Below are 16,830 nucleotides of genomic sequence, written 5' to 3'. Positions count from 1 at the left end.
TGGGGATTATAGCCATTCGGCGCGGCGATCGGTCCTGTGCTACTCGCTGGCGGTATCGTCCGGCGCCAACAGGCGCGCGCGTCCGCGCCTCGCGTCGTGGATCGGCAGGTGGATGATTGCGCGCAGGCCGCCGCCGCTGCGGGAGCGCAGTTCGAGCCGCCCCTTGTGCGAGGTGACGATGCGTTCGACGATCGCGAGGCCGAGACCGGCCCCCTTCGTGTTGGAGCGCGCCTCTTCGAGGCGGGTGAAGGGGTGGCGCATGCGGTCCATGTCGGCTTCGGGAATGCCGGGACCTCGGTCGGCGACTTCGATCAGCGCTTCGTCGTTGCGGGCCGACACGCTCAGGCTGATCGGGTTGTCCTCGCCGGCGTAGCGCACGGCATTGTCCATGAGATTGCGGATCGCACGGCGCAGAGGCAGGGTGCGGACCGGTACCTCGAGGCTCTTCGGGGCGTCCATGCGCACCTTGATTCCGCGCAGGCGGTAGGGCTCCGCGATGTCGGCGACGAGGGCCGGCAGGTCTTCCACCTTGAGGGGTTCCTGCGGCTCGCCGCGGCCGAAATCGAGGAACTGGCCAATGATGCGGTCCATCTCCTCCACGTCGGCAACCATTGCACGGACGTCGGTGTCGGGGGCGCCAGACATCTCTATCCCGAGCCGCAGTCGTGCGAGCGGTGTGCGCAGGTCGTGGGATACGCCGGCGAGAATGAGCGCGCGGTCGGCGTCGGTGCGCGCGAGGTCGCCGGCCATCTGGTTGAAGGCCTTGGCGACGGTGGCGATCTCCAGCGGTCCCTTTTCCGGCAGATGCGGCGGGGTGCGTCCGCTGCCGACGACGCGCGCCGCGCGCGCGAGGTTGCGCAACGGTACGCCGATCCGCGACACGATCATGTAGGCGCCGATCAGTGCGGCAAGCAGCGCGCCGCCTCCCCAGATGAGCCATTCCAGTGCGCCCGTCTGTTCGATGCGTTCGGACGGCAGCATGAGCCAGAAATCCTGCTCGTCGTCGGGATCGAGCCGGAAGCTCACCCAGAAACCGTCGAGGGTTTTCCAGCGTGAGGCAAAGCGCGTGTGCGTTCCGAGCTGGCGGCGCACTTCCTCCGTCAGCAGCTTCATCGCCCGCGTATCCGGCAGCGGTTTCAGCTCGTCGCTGGCCTCGGCCGGATAGATGCGCATGCCCTCGAGCGCCGCCAGTTCGATCAGCAGTTCGGTGCGGCGTTCCGTTTCCGAGTTGATAAGGGCGGTGCGCGTGAGGTTCACGACGCTTGCGACCATCTGGGCGAGGTTGCGGGCGCGAGCCGGCTCTTCGAAGTGACGGAAGATCTGTGACCACGTCGCGAGGGCGAGCGTGAGGAGCAGCGCAATGAGAAAGAAGGTCTGCCACAGCAGCGTCCGTGGCAGGAAGTGCGACAGGCTCGGTACGCGCCACGCCGAGGGGCGTGGCGCCGACTCCTCGGCGAGCGCCGCGGGCAAATCAGCCTTCACTGGCGGGCTTCGACTCATCCGGTACGAACACGTAGCCGAAGCCCCACACGGTCTGGATGTAGCGCGGCTTCGCGGGATCCTCTTCGACCAGCTTGCGCAGCCGGCTCACCTGCACGTCGATGGCGCGATCGAAGACCCCGTACTCGCGCCCCCGTGCCAGTTCCATCAGCTTGTCGCGTGACAAGGGTTGGCGCGGATGCTGAAGGAGGACCTTCAGCAGGGAAAACTCGCCGGTGGTGAGCGAGATCTCTTCGCCGTCGCGGGTGAGCGACCGCACGCCGAGATTCACCTGCACGTTGCCGAACTTGACGACCTCGTCCTCGATGGTCGGGGCGCCGGGCAGGGTGGGCGGCTGGCGGCGCATCACGGCGTGGATGCGGGCAACCAGTTCGCGCGGGTTGAAGGGTTTGGCGAGGTAGTCGTCGGCACCCATCTCGAGGCCGATGATGCGGTCGACGTCGTCGCCCTTGGCGGTGAGCATGATGATTGGGATGGCATTCTGGTCGGCCCGCAGGCGGCGGCAGATGGCAAGGCCGTCTTCACCCGGCAGCATCAGGTCGAGCACCATCACGTCGTAATGTTCGCGGTGGAGCGCGCGATCCATGGACGGAGCATCCACGACCGCCTTGACGGTGAACCCCTGCTCCTGCAGGTAACGCGACAACAACTCGCGCAGGCGCGCATCGTCGTCGACCAGCAATACTCGATATCGGATCTTTGTGTTCATGGGGCGAATCCTATCCGGTTACATTTTGGCGTGCCAGCACCGCATTCGTTCATTCGCGCGCTACGGGTAACGTTTCGTAAGGGCTTGGGATATACGCAACACGCCCTTACACGTTGCCTGCTAAATCTTCACCTGTCAGTGCCGAAATTCCCAATATGAAGGTATGTTCTCATCGTCCGAACCGTGAGCGAATTCCATCCCGCAGCGAACATGGCAAATCGCAATTCATTCTTCTTCATAGCATCCTGTCCGCACTCCGGGAGGCGGGAGCGCGGACAGTCCAGGTGGCGGCCGGCAGGCACCCTCGTGGCGATGCTGTTTGCGTTTGCGTCGACACTTGCAGCCGGCACAGGGTACGCGCGCGAGAGCGGGTTCGCGCGCGAGGGCGCATTGTCTGCTCCCTCGGCCGATGAAAGCGTGACGGCACCGATGTACCCGAACGCCAGGGAGCAGCGCCGGGCCGAGCTCCGCCGTGCGCTCATGAACGGTTCGGAAGTTTCGCATCCGGCGACGCAGGAGCGCCGGCGGCTGTCGCGCGAGCAGCGTGAGACGCTGAACCGCGAGTTGCGCGAAGCGATGCGCGATGCGGAACGGCCCCGCAGCGTGACGGAGCGTTGAAGGCGCGCCACCCGCGGGCGAATTCCCGATTCGCTGCGAATCGCGGGCCGCTGCCGGTAAAATGGGCGGCCTATGAAAATTCTCTCGATCGAAACCTCGTGCGAGCACGCGAGTGTGGCCCTGTTGATTGACGGCGAGACCGTCGAACGTCGTCTTGAAGGGCATTCGAACCACTCCGAGCGTCTGCTGCCCACCCTGAAGATCCTGCTAGCGGATGCCGGCCTTGCGCTCGTTGCGCTGGACGCGATCGCGTTCGGCGCGGGTCCCGGGGCGTTCACCGGCCTGCGCCTTGCATGTGGCGTGGCGCAGGGGCTGGCGATGGGCGCGGATCTGGGCGTGGCGCCGGTGTGCAGTCTGGAAGCGCTGGCGATGCAGGGAGTCGGGGATTCGATCCATGTCGCGACCGATGCGCGCATGGGGGAAGTGTATTCCGCCGCGTATCGGATGCGGGACGGCTTTCCGGTGGAAGTGGCGCCACCGTGCTGCTGTGCGCCGGAACTGATGACGCTGCCCGGGGATGGCGAGTGGTTCGGGATCGGTTCGGCGTTCGCCGCCTATGGAGACCGCATTCCGCCTGCCGTGCTGGAGGCGCTTGGCGCCGTGGAACGCGATGCGGTAGCGCGCGCGGCGGACATCGCGCGCCTGGGGGCGCGTCTCGCGCTCGACGGCGGGCTGGTTGCTGCGGAGCTAGCCGCCCCGCTGTATGTGCGGGACAAGGTGGCGCTCACGACTGCGGAACGCCTGGCGCGCGGAGGGCGGGCGTGACGGGCGGATTCAGTTTCGTGCCCATGTCGGAGACTGACCTGCCCTGGGTCGTCGAGAACGAACGCGAGCTGCACGCGTTCCCGTGGAGCGCGGGAAACTTCGCCGATTCGCTGTGCGCCGGCTACAACTGCTGGGTCATGCGAAATGGTGCAGGACCCGTAGCCTATGCCGTGATGCTGACGGTGATAGACGAGGCCCATCTTCTCAACATCAGCGTCGCGCGGACGGAGCAGCGCCGCGGCATCGGCGGAGCGCTGCTGGAATACCTGTTTTCGGAGGCCCGCCGCGTGGGGGCGACGCAGTTCTTCCTCGAAGTGCGGCCGACGAACGCTCCGGCGCTGGCCTTGTACGAGCGGCATGGCTTCGCGGCTGTGGGGCGGCGGAAGAACTACTATCCTGCGCCGGAAGGACAACGCGAGGATGCGATCGTGATGAGGCGCGAGTTGTGAGCCGGGTACGGCGGGATGCCGTGCTGCGCGAGATGGGGCTGGCCCCCATCTGGCGCCTGCGCACGGCTGCGGCCGACGCTGTCGAAGACTCTGCCGGCACGGCGCCGGGCGGGGAGGCAGTGAGTGTCGCCGCGGACACATCCGGGGCGATCGATGTTCCGCCGCCGATGTCGGCGATGGCGCCATCTACCGCTCCCGAATCGCGTGCTGCGCGCCCGGTTGTGCCTGGTGCCGATCGGGTTCCTGTTGCCAGGACGCCGACGAATCCGCCCGTGGTTGCTGCCCCCCTTTCAGGAGGCGATGCGGGGCGGGCCGGGCGCATCGCGCGGATGGACTGGGACGCGCTGGAAGCCGATATCCGCGCGTGCGGGGCGTGCCGCTTGTGCGAGAAGCGCAGGCAGGCTGTTCCGGGCGTCGGCGATCGGCACGCGGACTGGATGTTTGTCGGGGAGGGGCCGGGCTCCGAGGAGGATCTGCGCGGGGAGCCCTTCGTCGGCGCGGCGGGCAGGCTGCTCGATGCGATGCTGGCCGCGATCGGCCTGAAGCGGGGCGAGAACGTGTATATCGCGAACGCGGTGAAATGCCGGCCGCCGCACAACCGCACGCCGCAGGCGGACGAGATCGCGACCTGCCATCCGTATCTTGCACGCCAGATCGCGCTGGTGCAGCCGCGAGTGCTGATCGCGCTCGGCCGCCCGGCTGCGCTTGCACTGCTGGATGCCGAAATCAGCATCGGGGCGTCGCGCGGGCGCATCTTCCAGCGCGGTGAGACGCCGGTGGTGGTGACTTATCATCCCGCCTACCTGCTCAGGAATCAGGCCGACAAGGCCAAGGCCTGGGAGGATCTGTGCTTTGCGCGTCGCGTGATGCGCGACGCAGGCGGAATGGTTTAGGCGGGATTTGGGCGGGGCGCGGGATGCCGGGGCAGTGCGTGCGACCGCCGGCGTTCAGTGCGGGTGGTCGTCGAGCAGCGCGATGGAGTCCACTTCGCGCTGGTTCGTGTTATGCCGGCGCAGCACGAGGTACATCGCGCCGGCCACGAACAGGCCGAACATGACGATGACGGCGCTGATCGACAGGTTGGACATGATCAGCAGCGCGTAGAGGCCGGTCATGATCAGGATCGACAGGTTCTCGTTGAAGTTCTGCACGGCGATCGAGTGGCCCGCTCCCATGAGGATGTGGCCGCGGTGCTGCAGCAGGGCGTTCATCGGGACGACGAAGAAGCCGGCCAGCCCGCCCACCACCACCATCAGCACCATCGCCAGCGACGGCTGGGTGACGACGACCATCACCATGACGACGAGCCCCATCGCGATGCCCAGCGGAATCACCTGAACGGAGCGGCGCAGGCTGATCAGGCGCGCTGCAAGGACCGCGCCGAGCGCGACGCCGAGCGCGACCACGCCTTGCATCATCGATGCTTTCGAGAGGTCGAATCCCAGGTTGTGCTCCGCCCACTTGATCACGATGAACTGGAGGGTTGCGCCAGCCCCCCAGAAGAGCGTCGTGACGGCGAGCGAGATCTGGCCGAGCCTGTCCCGCCACAGCAGCTTCATGCAGTGCGTGAAGTCGTGGATCAGGTAGATCGGGTTGCTCCTGAGCGGCTTGTGGTCGACGCCGGTGTCGGGAATGCGCAGGTTGAACGCTGCGGCGGCGAGATAGAGGAGGCTGACGATGGCGATGGTGGCGTGGAGCGGGTTGGAATGCACCATCGGCAGGCCGAGGCCGACGATCCAGTTGCCGACGTCGGGGCGGATCAGGACGCCGCCGATGACCGTCCCGAGGATGATGGCTCCGACCGTGAGGCCTTCGATCCAGCCGTTGGCGACCACCAGCTGGCGGTGGGGCAGGTACTCGGTGAGGATGCCGTATTTGGCGGGCGAATAGGCCGCGGCACCGAGGCCGATGACCGCGTAGGCGAAAAGCGGGTGCGCGCCGAGCAGCAGCATGAGGCAGCCGCCGATCTTGATGGTGTTGCTGATGAACATCACGCGCCACTTGGGCATCGAGTCGGCGAACGCGCCGACGAAGGCGGCCAGCGCGACGTAGGAAACGGTGAAGAACAGTTTCAGGAGTGGTTCGTACGTTGCCGGGGCGGACATCTCGCGCAGCAGCGCGATGGCAATGATCAGCAGCGCATTGTCGGCCAGCGCAGAAAAGAACTGCGCCGCCATGATGATGTAGAAGCCGAGCGGCATCGGTGGGAGACGGCCGTCTGAAAGGTGAAGCGCGGTTTATATCACGACAACTGTGTGTTTGTTGTGATTTGGCTCATTGCCGGTGCGCGCGCGGTGTTGTCAGTAAGTTGTCAGACATTTCGCGTATCGGTCCGGCTGTGATTTAATTGCTGTTATAAACCAGACTTATGGAGCAGCCGTGGCTGATCGCAGACTTCAGGTATTCAGCGCCGTGGCCAAGTACGGTTCGTTCACGCGGGCCGCGGAACATCTGTTCATGACTCAACCCGCCGTCACCTTCCAGATCAAGCAGCTGGAGGAGCATTTCAACACGCGCCTGCTCGAACGCGGGCACGGGCGGGTGGGCCTGACACCGGCGGGCGAGGTGGTGCTGGCCTACGCCGAGCGGATCCTCGACCTCTCGGATGAGCTGGAATCGCGCGTGTCCGAGCTCACCGACGAGCTCGGCGGCGCACTCAACATCGGCGCGAGCACGACCATCGCGGCGTACTGGCTGCCGCAGTTGCTCGAAGGATTCAAGCGCAAGTATCCGCGCGTGGTGCCGCGCGTCGTGGTGGGCAATTCGCAGCTGACCGAGGATCGTGTCGCGTCGCGCGAACTGGATCTCGGCCTGATCGAGATCGTGTCCGAACAGCCGGCGATCGAGCGCATGACGGCGACGCGCGACGAACTCTACGTGATCTGCGCCCCCGGGCATGCACTGGCGAAGCACAAGAGCGTCAGCGCGAAGATCCTGAAGGATCACCCGCTGATCACGCGCGACCCGGGCAACGCGATCCGCGTGCTGGCCGAGGAGTTCTTCGCCGCGGACGGCATCGGGATCGACGAACTGACGGTGTGTGCCGAGCTGGGCAGCCTGGCGACCGTGAAGCATCTCGCGGCCCAGGGGATGGGCTTCGCGATCGCGTCGCGGGCGGCGATCCAGCGCGACCTGCGCGACGGCCGCCTCGTCGGCATCCCGCTCGAGCCGCGCCAATTCACGCCCCTGGAAGTGATCGTGCCGCGCGACAAGTTCCGTTCGCGCCTCATCACGACTTTCGCGGAATACGCGGTTTCCGGGTTCAAGCAGATGGCCACGGCCGACGCGAACGCGTGATGGCGAAAGCGAAGACGAGCTTCGTCTGCAGCGAATGCGGCGGCCAGGCGCCGCGCTGGCAGGGGCAGTGCCCGCAGTGCAAGGGCTGGAACACGCTGGTCGAGACGGTGATCGAGGCGCCGGGGCCGGGGAGCAGCCGGTTCGCGGCGCTCGCCGGCACGACCGGCAAGCTGCAGTCGCTGGCGGAACTGGAGCCGCGCGAGGAGCCGAGGACGCCGACCGGGATCGAGGAGTTCGACCGGGTGCTCGGCGGCGGGCTGGTGGCGGGCGGCGTGGTGCTGATCGGAGGCGATCCGGGCATCGGCAAGTCGACGCTGCTGTTGCAGGCGCTGTCGGCGCTTGCGGCGCGGCAGGCGGCGGTCTACGTGAGCGGCGAGGAGTCGGGCGAGCAGGTGGCCCTGCGGGCGCAGCGCCTGCAGCTCGACCCGGCGGGGGTGAAGCTGCTGCCGGAGATCAACCTCGAGCGCATCCTCGCGACGCTGAAGGAAGCAAAACCGCGCATCGCGGTGATCGACTCGATCCAGACGGTGTATTCGGAAGCGCTGCAGTCGGCGCCCGGTTCGGTGGCGCAGGTGCGCGAGTGCGCGGCGCAACTCACGCGCTTTGCGAAGCAGAGCGGCACGAGCCTGATCATGGTCGGTCACGTGACGAAGGATGGCACGCTGGCGGGGCCGCGGGTGCTGGAGCATATCGTCGACACCGTGCTGTACTTCGAAGGCGATACGCATTCGAGTTTCCGCCTGGTGCGGGCGTTCAAGAACCGTTTCGGCGCCGTGAACGAGCTGGGCGTGTTCGCGATGACCGAGCGCGGCCTGCGCGGCGTGAGCAATCCGTCGGCGATCTTCCTGTCGCAGCACAGCCAGCAGGTGGCGGGCAGCTGCGTGCTGGTGACGCAGGAGGGCACGCGGCCGTTGCTGGTGGAGATCCAGGCGCTGGTCGATGGCGCGCACAGCCCGAATCCGCGCCGCCTCTCGGTCGGCCTGGAACAGAACCGGCTGGCGATGCTGCTCGCGGTGCTGCACCGCCACGCGGGCGTGGTGTGCTTCGACCAGGATGTGTTCGTGAACGCGGTGGGGGGCGTGAAGATCGCCGAGCCGGCAGCGGACCTTGCGGTGCTGCTGGCGATCGTGTCCTCGCTGCGCAGCCGGCCCTTGCCGCGCGAGCTGGTGGTGTTCGGGGAAGTGGGGCTCGCGGGCGAGATCCGTCCGGCGCCGCGCGGGCAGGAGCGCCTGAAGGAAGCAGCGAAGCTCGGCTTCACGGTCGCGATCATTCCGAAGGCCAACGCGCCCAAGCAGGCGATTGCGGGAATGCGGGTGATCGCGGTGGATCGGATCGAGGAAGCGATCGAGCAGGCGCGCGAGCTGGAAGCCTGAGGCTGCAAGCCGCCGGACCGCTGAGGTAGTGAATGCGGTTTCAGGTGTACATCGTTTTTTGCTTATACTAAGATAGTAAGCAATTACTTACATGCGAGGCATCGCGATGGAAACCGCGCGCGTCCGGCGCTCGTCGGAATTCAGGCAGGCCGAGATCGTTCAGGCCGTCGTCGCGCTGGCGGCCGAGTGCAGCCCGGCGGACATCACGACCGCGCGCATCGCCAGCGCGATGAAGCTGACGCAGGGGGCGATCTTTCGCCATTTCCCGACCAAGGAGGCGATCTGGCTGGCGGTGGCGGGATGGATCGAGGAGACGCTGCTCGGCGCGATCGAGGAGGCGTCGCTCACGAGCGGCGAGCCGCTGGAGCAACTGCGGGCGATGTTTCGCGCGCACGTCGGGTTCGCCGTCACTTACCCCGGGGCGCCGCGGCTGATCTTCCATGAGCTGCAGCAACCGGGCGACAGCGCGGTGAAGCGGCGCATCCGCGGGCTGCTTGGGACTTACCGGGGGACTTTGCTGCAGATCCTGAAAGGCGCCCGGGAGTGTGGGGCGGTTGCGCGCGAAGTCGATGCAGAGCACGCCGCGACGCTCTTCATCGGCGCCGTCCAGGGGCTGGTGATGCAGTCGATGCTTGCAGGCGGGATGCGCGGCGTGGAGGAGTCCGCGGAAGGCGTGTTCGGGGTCTTTCTGTCGGGCATCACGGGGAGGCGGCGATGAATCGGCGCGTGATTCGTGCAGTCGGCCTGTCGGTGTTCGGGCTGATGCTGCTGGCGGGTTTCGTCCTGCTGATGGTGCGAAGCGGCCCGCTGGCACCGGTGCGCGTGACGACGGCGGTGCTCGAGCGCGGGGCGTTCGAGAATGCCGTCTTCGGCATCGGCACGGTCGAAGCGGAGCGGGCTTACGCGATCGGCCCGACGAGTCCGGGGCGGATCCTGGCGGTGCATGTCGATGTCGGCAGCGAAGTGCGTGCGGGGCAGTTGCTGGCCGAGATGGATCCGGTGGAGCTCGATGCGCGGCTGGCGGCGTCGCGGGCGGCTTCGGCGCGCGCCGTGCATGCGCTGGAATCGGCCGGTGCGCAGGTGCGCGATGCGGAGGTCCGCCAGGAGCTCGCGGGGCGTAACGCGCGGCGCTATGCGTCGCTGGGCGAGCGGGCCTTCTTCAGCGACGCGGCGGTCGAGGCGAAGCGGCAGGAGGCGGATTCCGCCGGCGCGCAGTTGCAGGCTGTCCGCGCGCAGTTCGATGCGGCGCGGATGGATCTGCAGCGGCTGGATGCGGAGCGCGTGGCGGTGGAGCGGCAGCGGGCGAACGTGCGGTTGGTGGCGCCGGTCGCGGGCGTCGTGACCGCGCGCGACGCGGAGCCGGGAACGACGCTGGTCGCCGGGCAGAGCGTGCTGCGCATGGTCGATCCCGCCAGCGTGCGGGTCCGCACGCGGATCGACCAGGGGCGGTCGGGGGGCGTGCGTGCGGGGCAGGCGGCTTCGATCGTGCTGCGCTCGCGACCGGGACTCACCGTGCCGGGCAAGGTCTCGCGCGTCGAACTCAATGGCGACGCGGTGACCGAGGAGCGCATCGTGCAGGTCGTGTTCGACGAGCCGCCGAAGGACTTCGCGTTCGGGGAGCTGGCCGAGGTGACGATCGCGACGAGCCGGGGCGCTGACGTGCTCGCCGTGCCGGGCGCCGCGGTGCACGAGCACGGCGGCCGGCGCGGCGTGTGGACCGTCTCGGACGGGGCCACGGCCTTCGTGCCGGTGCGCACGGGCGAAGCCTCGCTCGACGGGCGGACCGTGGTGCTGGAGGGACTGCAGGCGGGCGATCGCATCATCGTGCACAGCGAGCGCGAGTTGCGCGCTGGCGAGCGGGTGGCGGTGGTCGAATCGCTCGAAGGGACGCGCCGATGATCAGTCTCGCCGGCCGCGACATCCTCCATCACTGGACGAAGTACGTCTTTACCGGTGTGGGTCTGGGACTGCTGATCGGCGTGACGCTGTCGATGGCGGGAATCTACCGCGGCATGGTCGATGACGCGCAGGTGCTCCTGCGCAGCAGCGCGGCGGACATCTGGGTGGTGCAGCAGGAGACGCTCGGACCCTATGCGGAGCCGTCGAGCGTGCGTGACGACGCGTACCGGGCGCTGCGCGGCATGCCGGGTGTCGCGGATGCGGCCAACGTGACGTATCTGACGATGCAGATCCGTCAGGGCGAGCGCGACGTGCGCGTGATGGCGGTGGGCTTCGAGCCGGGGCGTTCAGGCGAGCCGCCTTTCCTCGTCGCCGGTCGCGGCGTGGTGCGCAGCCATTACGAAGTGGTCGCCGACTTACGGACCGGCTTCCGCCTCGGCGAGCGCATCCGCATCCGGCGGCAGGAGTACGAGGTCGTGGGCCTGACGCGGCGGATGGTGTCGTCGAGCAGCGATCCGATGGTGTTCCTGCCGCTGAAGGATGCGCAGGAGGCGCAATTCCTGAAGGACAACGATGCGATCGTCAATGAGCGCGCGCGCACGGCGGCGAATCCGGGGCTGAACCGGCCGGGGGTGCCGGGGCTGCTCGACGCGCTCCTCGCGTCGCAGACGTCGAGCCGCAGCGTGAACGCGGTGCTGGTCAAGGTCGCGAGCGGTCACGACGCGGAGCGCGTGGCCGAGAACATCCGCCGCTGGAAGCATCTGGAGGCCTACACTTGGCGGCAGATGGAGGACATCCTCGTGTCGAAGCTGATCGAGACGTCGGCGCGGCAGATCGCGACCTTCCTCGTGATCCTCGCGATCGTGAGCGCCGCGATCGTGTCCTTCATCATTTACACGATGACGCTGGGCAAGGTGCGCGAGCTGGCGGTGTTGAAGCTGATCGGCACGCGCAATCGCACCATTGCGGCGATGATCCTGCAGCAATCGCTGGGCCTCGGCCTGATCGGTTTCGTGATCGGCAAGACCGTTGCGACGCTGTGGGCGCCGTATTTCCCGAAGTACGTCCTGCTGCTGCCGGACGACGCGGTGCGTGGACTGGCGGCGACGATGGTGGTGTGCGCGATCGCGAGCCTGGTGGCGATCCGGGTGGCGCTGAAGGTCGATCCGGCGACCGCGATCGGGGGCTGAGATGAATGCGCCGGCGATCGAGGTCAGGGGGCTGGGCAAGCGTTACGGCGAGGGCGATGCCGCGGTCGATGCGCTGAAGGGCGTCGACATGACGATCGCTCCGGGCGAGGTGGTGGGGCTGATCGGGCCGAGCGGTTCGGGCAAGAGCACGTTGTTGAAGTGTCTCGGCGCGGTGATCGAGCCGACGAAGGGGTTCATGGCGCTCGGCGGCGTGCCGGTGTTCGATGGCGGCTGGAAGATCCGCGATCTGCGCGGCCTGCGGCGCGACAGCATCGGTTTCGTGTTCCAGGCGCCTTACCTGATTCCGTTTCTCGACGTCACGGACAACATCGCGCTGCTGCCGATGCTCGCGGGGAAACCCAACCGCGAGGCGCGGCGGATGGCGGTCGAGCTGCTCGAGGCGCTCGACGTCGGCCACCGCGCGAAGGCGTCACCCGCGGAGCTGTCCGGCGGCGAGCAGCAGCGGGTCGCGATCGCGCGGGCGCTCATCAACCGCCCGCCGGTCGTGCTCGCCGACGAGCCGACCGCGCCGCTCGACAGCGAACGCGCGCTGAACGTCGTGCGCATCCTGAACCGGATGGCCGAGCAGTACCGCACGGCGATCATCGTCGTCACGCACGACGAGAAGATCATTCCGACGTTCCGACGGATCTATCGCATCCGCGACGGGCGGACCTACGAGGAGGCGGGCGAGGGCCGCGCTGCGTGAGTCTTCCGTCCGGCAGGCCGCGGCGCGGCAGAATCAATCGCGACGCCCGCCGCGCCAGATGGACAGGAGCACGGCAACGCCGCCGGCCACCGCGCCGAAGAAGCCCAGCAGGCCGAGCGTATTCAGGCCGGCAAAGCCCGGATCGCCCACCACGGTCATGACGATCGCCGAGCCGATGATCAGTGCGGCGGTGACGATGCCGATGGTCATGCGCGTGGCGGCGCGGTCGAGCTGCTCGCCGAGACGCTTGAGCGAGACGATGTCGACCTGCACCTGCAGTTTCCCGCGCCGGGCCGAGCGCAGGAGCTGGCTGAGGTCGTGCGGCAGGCCGGTGACGAGGTTGACCGCGTCGCCAAGCGTGCGCCAGCTGCGGCGGGCGATCGCATCGGGCGCATGGTGTGCGAGCAGCACGCGTCGCAGGAAAGGCGCGGCCTCGGCGCCCATGTCGAAATCGGGATCGAGCTGCCGGCCCATGCCTTCCAGGGTGATGAAGGCCTTGATGAGCAGGGACAGGTCGGGCGGCAGCGACAGACCGTGTTCGCGCAGGATCATGACGAGATCGGACAGCATTGCGCCGATATCGAGCTGCTTCAGCGGCACGCCCTTGTACTGGTCGACGAAGGTGTCGATCTCGTGGCGCAGGCGCTCCGGCTCGGTTTCGGGGGCTTCCGCGTCGCGCCACTCGAGCAGTACGTCGGCAACCGCGGCGGCGTCGTTCGAGACGAGGCCGTTGAGGAGGACCGCGAGCTCGTAGCGACGCGCTTCGGAGAGCCGGCCGACCATGCCGAAATCGATGAAGGCGATGCGGTTTCCGTGCAGGTAGAAGACATTGCCGGGGTGCGGGTCGGCATGGAAAAAGCCGTCCTCCAGCATCATCTTCAGGACCGCCGATGCGCCACGGCGCGCGAGGAGCTTGCGTTCCAGCCCCGCGGCATCGACGGCCGCGAGATCGCGTCCGGGGATGCCGTCGATGTAATCCTGGACGTTCAGGCGTTCGCCGCACCACTGCCAGTGCACGCGCGGAATGACGATGTCCGACCGCTCGACGAAGCTCGCCGCGACGCGTTCCGCATAGCGGCATTCGGCGGCGAAGTCCATTTCGCGGCGCAAGGACAGGGTGAATTCGTGCACGATCTCGCGGGGCCGATAGCGGCGCAGGTCCGGGGCCTCGGCTTCGATGATTTCCGAGACGCGCGTGAGCAGCTGCAGGTCGGCTTCCACGGTCGGGCGAATGCCCGGTCGGCGAACCTTCAAGATGACCGCGCGGCCGTCGTGCAGGCGTGCGCGATAAACCTGGGCGAGCGAGGCGGCGGCGAGGGGCTGCGTGTCGATTTCGGCGAACGCGGTTTCCGGCGCTTCGCCGAGATCCTCGGTGAGCTGTTCGCGCACCTGTTCGAACGGGACCGCCGGTGCGGCATCCTGCAGGCGGCCGAACTCGACGATCCATTCGGGCGGGAACAGGTCGACCCGCGTGGCGAGGATCTGGCCGAGCTTGATGAAGGTCGGACCCAATTCCTCGAACGCGCGGCGCACCCGGGCCGGCGGCTCCAGGCGCGCGAGTTCCTCGGGTTCGTGCCAGTGCAGGGCCCGTCCGGCGCGCTCGAGCGCGTCGGCCATGCCTATGCGGCGTACGAGGTCGCCGAAGCCGTAACGGACGAGGATTGCGGCGATGTCGTGGGCGCGTGTCAGCTCACGCGCGGCGCCGATCGCTTTCCACAGCATCAGGCCTGCGGATCGCGCGGTTGGCCCTTGGCCTCGTCGGTGGCCGCCGGGTGCAGGCGGTCGGCGACACCCCTGAGCATGCCGGAGGCGAGTGCGGCAAGCAGCCCCGCTTCGTTGCGCAGGGTCTGCGCGCCGCTCTGCACCTGCTCGCGCGTGAGATCCGCGACCGCACGGGCGAGGTCGGCCCCGGCGCTCGCCACGCGTCCGCCGATCGCGGTGCCGCTGTTGCGGGCGTGCTCGGCGAGCTCATGCAGGGTCGTGCGCGCGAGGCCCGTGGCGCCGCGCCCGGCATCGGCCAGCGTGCGCAGGAAGTCGGACTCCATCGCGTCGAGCTGATCGAGCGTGCCGCGAATTTCCTGGCGCGAGTATTCGCTGCCGCGGCCGATGGCCTCCTTGACTGCGAGCAGCGTCGCCTGGGCCGCTGTGGCGAGCGCTTCGTCCAGCCCGCGCACGGCTTCGCGGATCGCTTCCATGCGCTCGCGGTCCGGCCGCTCGATACCTTGCTGCGCGCCTTTCAGGACGGCGTTGGTGACCTGTTTCAGCGCGTCGGCGTCCAGCTTGCCGTGCGACAGCGCGCCCAGTGTGATCGTCCGCACCCTCTCGGCGACCGAAGCGGGGTCGCCGTCGACCGCCGCTTCCACGTCGCGTTCAACCTTTTCGAACTCTTCGCTCATGACAGTCCCCTTGTTCGCGCGCCCGGCAGGGCGCCGATACGGTTTCCACACGATTCAAGTATGGCCTTTGGAAAGGTGAATGGCGATGGAATTTTCGGCGAACGTTGATTCGATGGCGACGTTGCGTGCGGCGCGGACACCGTGCGGCCGGCGTGGCTTACCATGGCGCCCTGGTTGCCGCCCCTTGTCCCCGATCACCCTGCCATGTCCGAATCTCTCCCGTCCGTGCTCTCCGCCCTCGAACCTGCCGCCGTATGGGCCCATTTTTCCACGCTGTGCGGCACGCCGCGCCAGTCCAAGGCGGAGGACGCGCTGCGCGACCGGCTCAGCGAGCGAGCCAGCTCGAGGGGGCTGGCGGTGTCGGTCGATGCCGCGGGGAACCTGCTGATCCGCAAGCCGGCGAGCCGTGGCTGCGAGGCGGCGCCGGGCGTCGTGCTGCAGGCGCATCTGGACATGGTGTGCCAGAAGACGGCGGATTCGCCGCACGACTTCTCTCGCGATCCGATCCGGGTGCTGCGGGACGGCGACTGGCTCACCGCAGTCGAGACGACGCTCGGTGCCGACAACGGCATCGGCGTGGCGCTGATCCTCGCGGTGCTGGAAGACGATACGCTCGTGCACGGCCCGATCGAGGCCTTGCTGACCGTGGACGAGGAAGCCGGCATGGGTGGCGCGCAGGGGCTCGCGGCGGGCGTGCTGCAGGGGCGGCTGATGCTGAATCTCGACACGGAGGAGTGGGGCGAGTTCTTCATCGGCTGCGCCGGCGGGCTGGACGTGAACGTGCAGCGCGCGGGGCGGGCGGAGGCGTGCCCGGCCGGGATGGAGCAGTGGCGGGTCGCGGTGCATGGCCTGCGTGGCGGGCATTCGGGCGTCGATGTTCACGAGGAACGCGGCAATGCGATCAAGCTGCTCGTGCGCGTGCTGCGTGACCTGGAGCGGCGATTCGGCATGCGCCTCGCGGAGCTCGAAGGGGGCTCCGCGCGCAATGCCTTGCCGCGCGACGCGTGGGCGAGGGTCGCGCTGCCGGCCGGACGTCGAGGCGAACTGGAAGCGGTGCTGACGGCGTGGCAGGCGCGGCTGCGCGAGGAGCTGCACGGTGTGGACGAGGGCGTGAGCGTGCGCGTCGTCCCGGTGGCGGAGACTAGGCCGGTGATGGCCGCGCCGGAACAGGCGATGTGGCTCGGATCGCTGCACGCCGCGCCGCACGGGGTACGGCGTCGGAGCCTGAGCGTGCCGGGCGTGGTCGAGACTTCGAACAATCTCGGGATCGTCGTGCTTCGGCCGGATGGCGGCTCGTGCAGCTTCATGGTGCGATCGCTGCTCGATGGCGCCGCGATCGCGCTCGGCGAGGAAATCGTGAGCCTGTTCGGGCTCTCGGGGACGTCCGCGGTGACTTCAGGCCACTACCCCGGCTGGGCGCCACAGGCCGATTCGCCGCTGCTCGCGCTGTGCCGGGACGTGTATCGGCACGAGTTCGGGGCCGAGTCGCAGGTCCAGGTGATCCACGCGGGGCTCGAATGCGGCCTGATCGCGGCGAAGTACCCGGACATGCAGATCGTGTCCTTCGGCCCGACGATACGCGGCGCCCATGCGCCGGGCGAGCGCGTCGAGATCGCCTCGGTGGGGCGCGTGTGGCATCTGCTGGGCGCGATCCTCGCCGCGACTGCCGGGAAAAGCGCGGCATGAATTCCGAGCACCTCGAAGCTCTCGTGACGACCGCGATGCCCTTCGGCAAGTACAAGGGGCGCCTGATCGCCGACCTGCCCGGGAATTACCTGAACTGGTTCGCGCGCGAAGGTTTCCCGCCGGGCAGGCTGGGGCAGTTGCTCGCGTTGATGCACGAACTCGACCACAACGGCTTGTCCGACCTGCTGAAGCCGCTGAGAAAGTGACCGCCGCGCGGTCGAATTCGACAGCAAGGAGCG

The 16,830-nt window shown here is 68.0% G+C and carries 17 protein-coding genes; 12 read left to right on the top strand and 5 right to left on the bottom strand.

Going from position 1 to position 16,830, the window contains the following annotated elements; translation table 11 throughout:
- Positions 1-39: 39 nt before the first annotated feature.
- Together CDA09_RS12725 and ompR are read right to left on the bottom strand one after the other, a co-directional pair.
- Positions 40-1,482, bottom strand: a complete 1,443-nt coding sequence (locus tag CDA09_RS12725) for an ATP-binding protein (protein ID WP_502697068.1) — start codon at positions 1,480-1,482, stop codon at positions 40-42.
- Positions 1,472-2,209 (bottom strand): osmolarity response regulator transcription factor OmpR, encoded by a 738-nt coding sequence (gene ompR / locus CDA09_RS12720; protein ID WP_121429041.1) that lies wholly within the window; start codon positions 2,207-2,209, stop codon positions 1,472-1,474. The genes CDA09_RS12725 and ompR overlap by 11 nt, the downstream gene beginning before the upstream one ends.
- A gap of 306 nt (positions 2,210-2,515) precedes the next feature.
- Between ompR and CDA09_RS12715 the strand changes: the two genes are divergently transcribed.
- From CDA09_RS12715 to CDA09_RS12700, 4 genes are all read left to right on the top strand, one after another.
- Positions 2,516-2,827, top strand: coding sequence for a hypothetical protein (locus CDA09_RS12715; protein WP_121429040.1), 312 nt, complete (start codon positions 2,516-2,518; stop codon positions 2,825-2,827).
- A 72-nt stretch (positions 2,828-2,899) separates the two neighbouring features.
- Positions 2,900-3,592 carry a tRNA (adenosine(37)-N6)-threonylcarbamoyltransferase complex dimerization subunit type 1 TsaB gene (gene tsaB / locus CDA09_RS12710; protein ID WP_121429039.1) on the top strand — a complete coding sequence of 231 codons (693 nt, stop codon included), beginning with the start codon at positions 2,900-2,902 and terminating at the stop codon, positions 3,590-3,592.
- Complete coding sequence (gene rimI / locus CDA09_RS12705) at positions 3,589-4,041, top strand: ribosomal protein S18-alanine N-acetyltransferase (protein ID WP_286164114.1); 453 nt, start codon at positions 3,589-3,591, stop codon at positions 4,039-4,041. The genes tsaB and rimI overlap by 4 nt, the downstream gene beginning before the upstream one ends.
- A 20-nt stretch (positions 4,042-4,061) precedes the next feature.
- Positions 4,062-4,934, top strand: a complete 873-nt coding sequence (locus CDA09_RS12700; protein ID WP_502697067.1) for a uracil-DNA glycosylase — start codon at positions 4,062-4,064, stop codon at positions 4,932-4,934.
- Positions 4,935-4,988: 54 nt separating this feature from the next.
- On the opposite strand, the gene lplT is transcribed toward CDA09_RS12700, so the two are convergent.
- Entirely contained in the window at positions 4,989-6,242 is a 1,254-nt protein-coding gene (lplT, locus tag CDA09_RS12695) for a lysophospholipid transporter LplT (RefSeq protein WP_121429038.1), read from the bottom strand.
- A 178-nt stretch (positions 6,243-6,420) separates the two neighbouring features.
- On the opposite strand from lplT, the gene CDA09_RS12690 reads away from it, so the two are divergent.
- The 6 genes from CDA09_RS12690 (at position 6,421) to CDA09_RS12665 (ending at position 12,509) form a co-directional block, all read left to right on the top strand.
- Positions 6,421-7,338, top strand: coding sequence for a LysR substrate-binding domain-containing protein (locus CDA09_RS12690; RefSeq protein WP_121429037.1), 918 nt, complete (start codon positions 6,421-6,423; stop codon positions 7,336-7,338).
- Positions 7,338-8,711, top strand: a complete 1,374-nt coding sequence (gene radA / locus CDA09_RS12685) for a DNA repair protein RadA (protein ID WP_121429036.1) — start codon at positions 7,338-7,340, stop codon at positions 8,709-8,711. The genes CDA09_RS12690 and radA overlap by 1 nt, the downstream gene beginning before the upstream one ends.
- Positions 8,712-8,802: 91 nt before the next feature.
- Positions 8,803-9,429, top strand: coding sequence for a TetR/AcrR family transcriptional regulator (locus tag CDA09_RS12680; protein ID WP_286164112.1), 627 nt, complete (start codon positions 8,803-8,805; stop codon positions 9,427-9,429).
- On the top strand, positions 9,426-10,610 hold the full coding sequence (locus CDA09_RS12675) for an efflux RND transporter periplasmic adaptor subunit (RefSeq protein ID WP_121429034.1): 1,185 nt from the start codon (positions 9,426-9,428) through the stop codon (positions 10,608-10,610). The genes CDA09_RS12680 and CDA09_RS12675 overlap by 4 nt, the downstream gene beginning before the upstream one ends.
- Positions 10,607-11,800, top strand: a complete 1,194-nt coding sequence (locus CDA09_RS12670) for an ABC transporter permease (protein ID WP_121429033.1) — start codon at positions 10,607-10,609, stop codon at positions 11,798-11,800. Before CDA09_RS12675 ends, CDA09_RS12670 begins: the two co-directional genes overlap by 4 nt.
- A gap of 1 nt (position 11,801) precedes the next feature.
- The gene (locus CDA09_RS12665) at positions 11,802-12,509 is read left to right on the top strand and encodes an ABC transporter ATP-binding protein (protein WP_121429032.1); all 708 of its coding nucleotides are present in this window, start codon (positions 11,802-11,804) and stop codon (positions 12,507-12,509) included.
- Between the two features lie 33 nt (positions 12,510-12,542).
- Here the strand turns inward: CDA09_RS12665 and CDA09_RS12660 are convergent, their stop codons facing one another.
- Both CDA09_RS12660 and CDA09_RS12655 read right to left on the bottom strand, forming a co-directional pair.
- Entirely contained in the window at positions 12,543-14,231 is a 1,689-nt protein-coding gene (locus CDA09_RS12660) for an ABC1 kinase family protein (protein WP_121429031.1), read from the bottom strand.
- The gene (locus CDA09_RS12655; protein ID WP_121429030.1) at positions 14,231-14,905 is read right to left on the bottom strand and encodes a DUF6781 family protein; all 675 of its coding nucleotides are present in this window, start codon (positions 14,903-14,905) and stop codon (positions 14,231-14,233) included. The genes CDA09_RS12660 and CDA09_RS12655 overlap by 1 nt, the downstream gene beginning before the upstream one ends.
- A gap of 204 nt (positions 14,906-15,109) precedes the next feature.
- On the opposite strand from CDA09_RS12655, the gene CDA09_RS12650 reads away from it, so the two are divergent.
- Complete coding sequence (locus CDA09_RS12650; RefSeq protein WP_121429029.1) at positions 15,110-16,591, top strand: aminoacyl-histidine dipeptidase; 1,482 nt, start codon at positions 15,110-15,112, stop codon at positions 16,589-16,591.
- Entirely contained in the window at positions 16,588-16,797 is a 210-nt protein-coding gene (locus CDA09_RS12645; protein WP_121429028.1) for a DUF3820 family protein, read from the top strand. The genes CDA09_RS12650 and CDA09_RS12645 overlap by 4 nt, the downstream gene beginning before the upstream one ends.
- Positions 16,798-16,830 lie beyond the last annotated feature (33 nt).

It is taken from the genome of Azoarcus sp. DN11 (assembly GCF_003628555.1).
Lineage (GTDB): Bacteria > Pseudomonadota > Gammaproteobacteria > Burkholderiales > Rhodocyclaceae > Aromatoleum.
The sequence above is the reverse complement of the archived record's forward strand: the minus strand, read 5'-3'. Positions and strand labels throughout refer to the sequence as shown.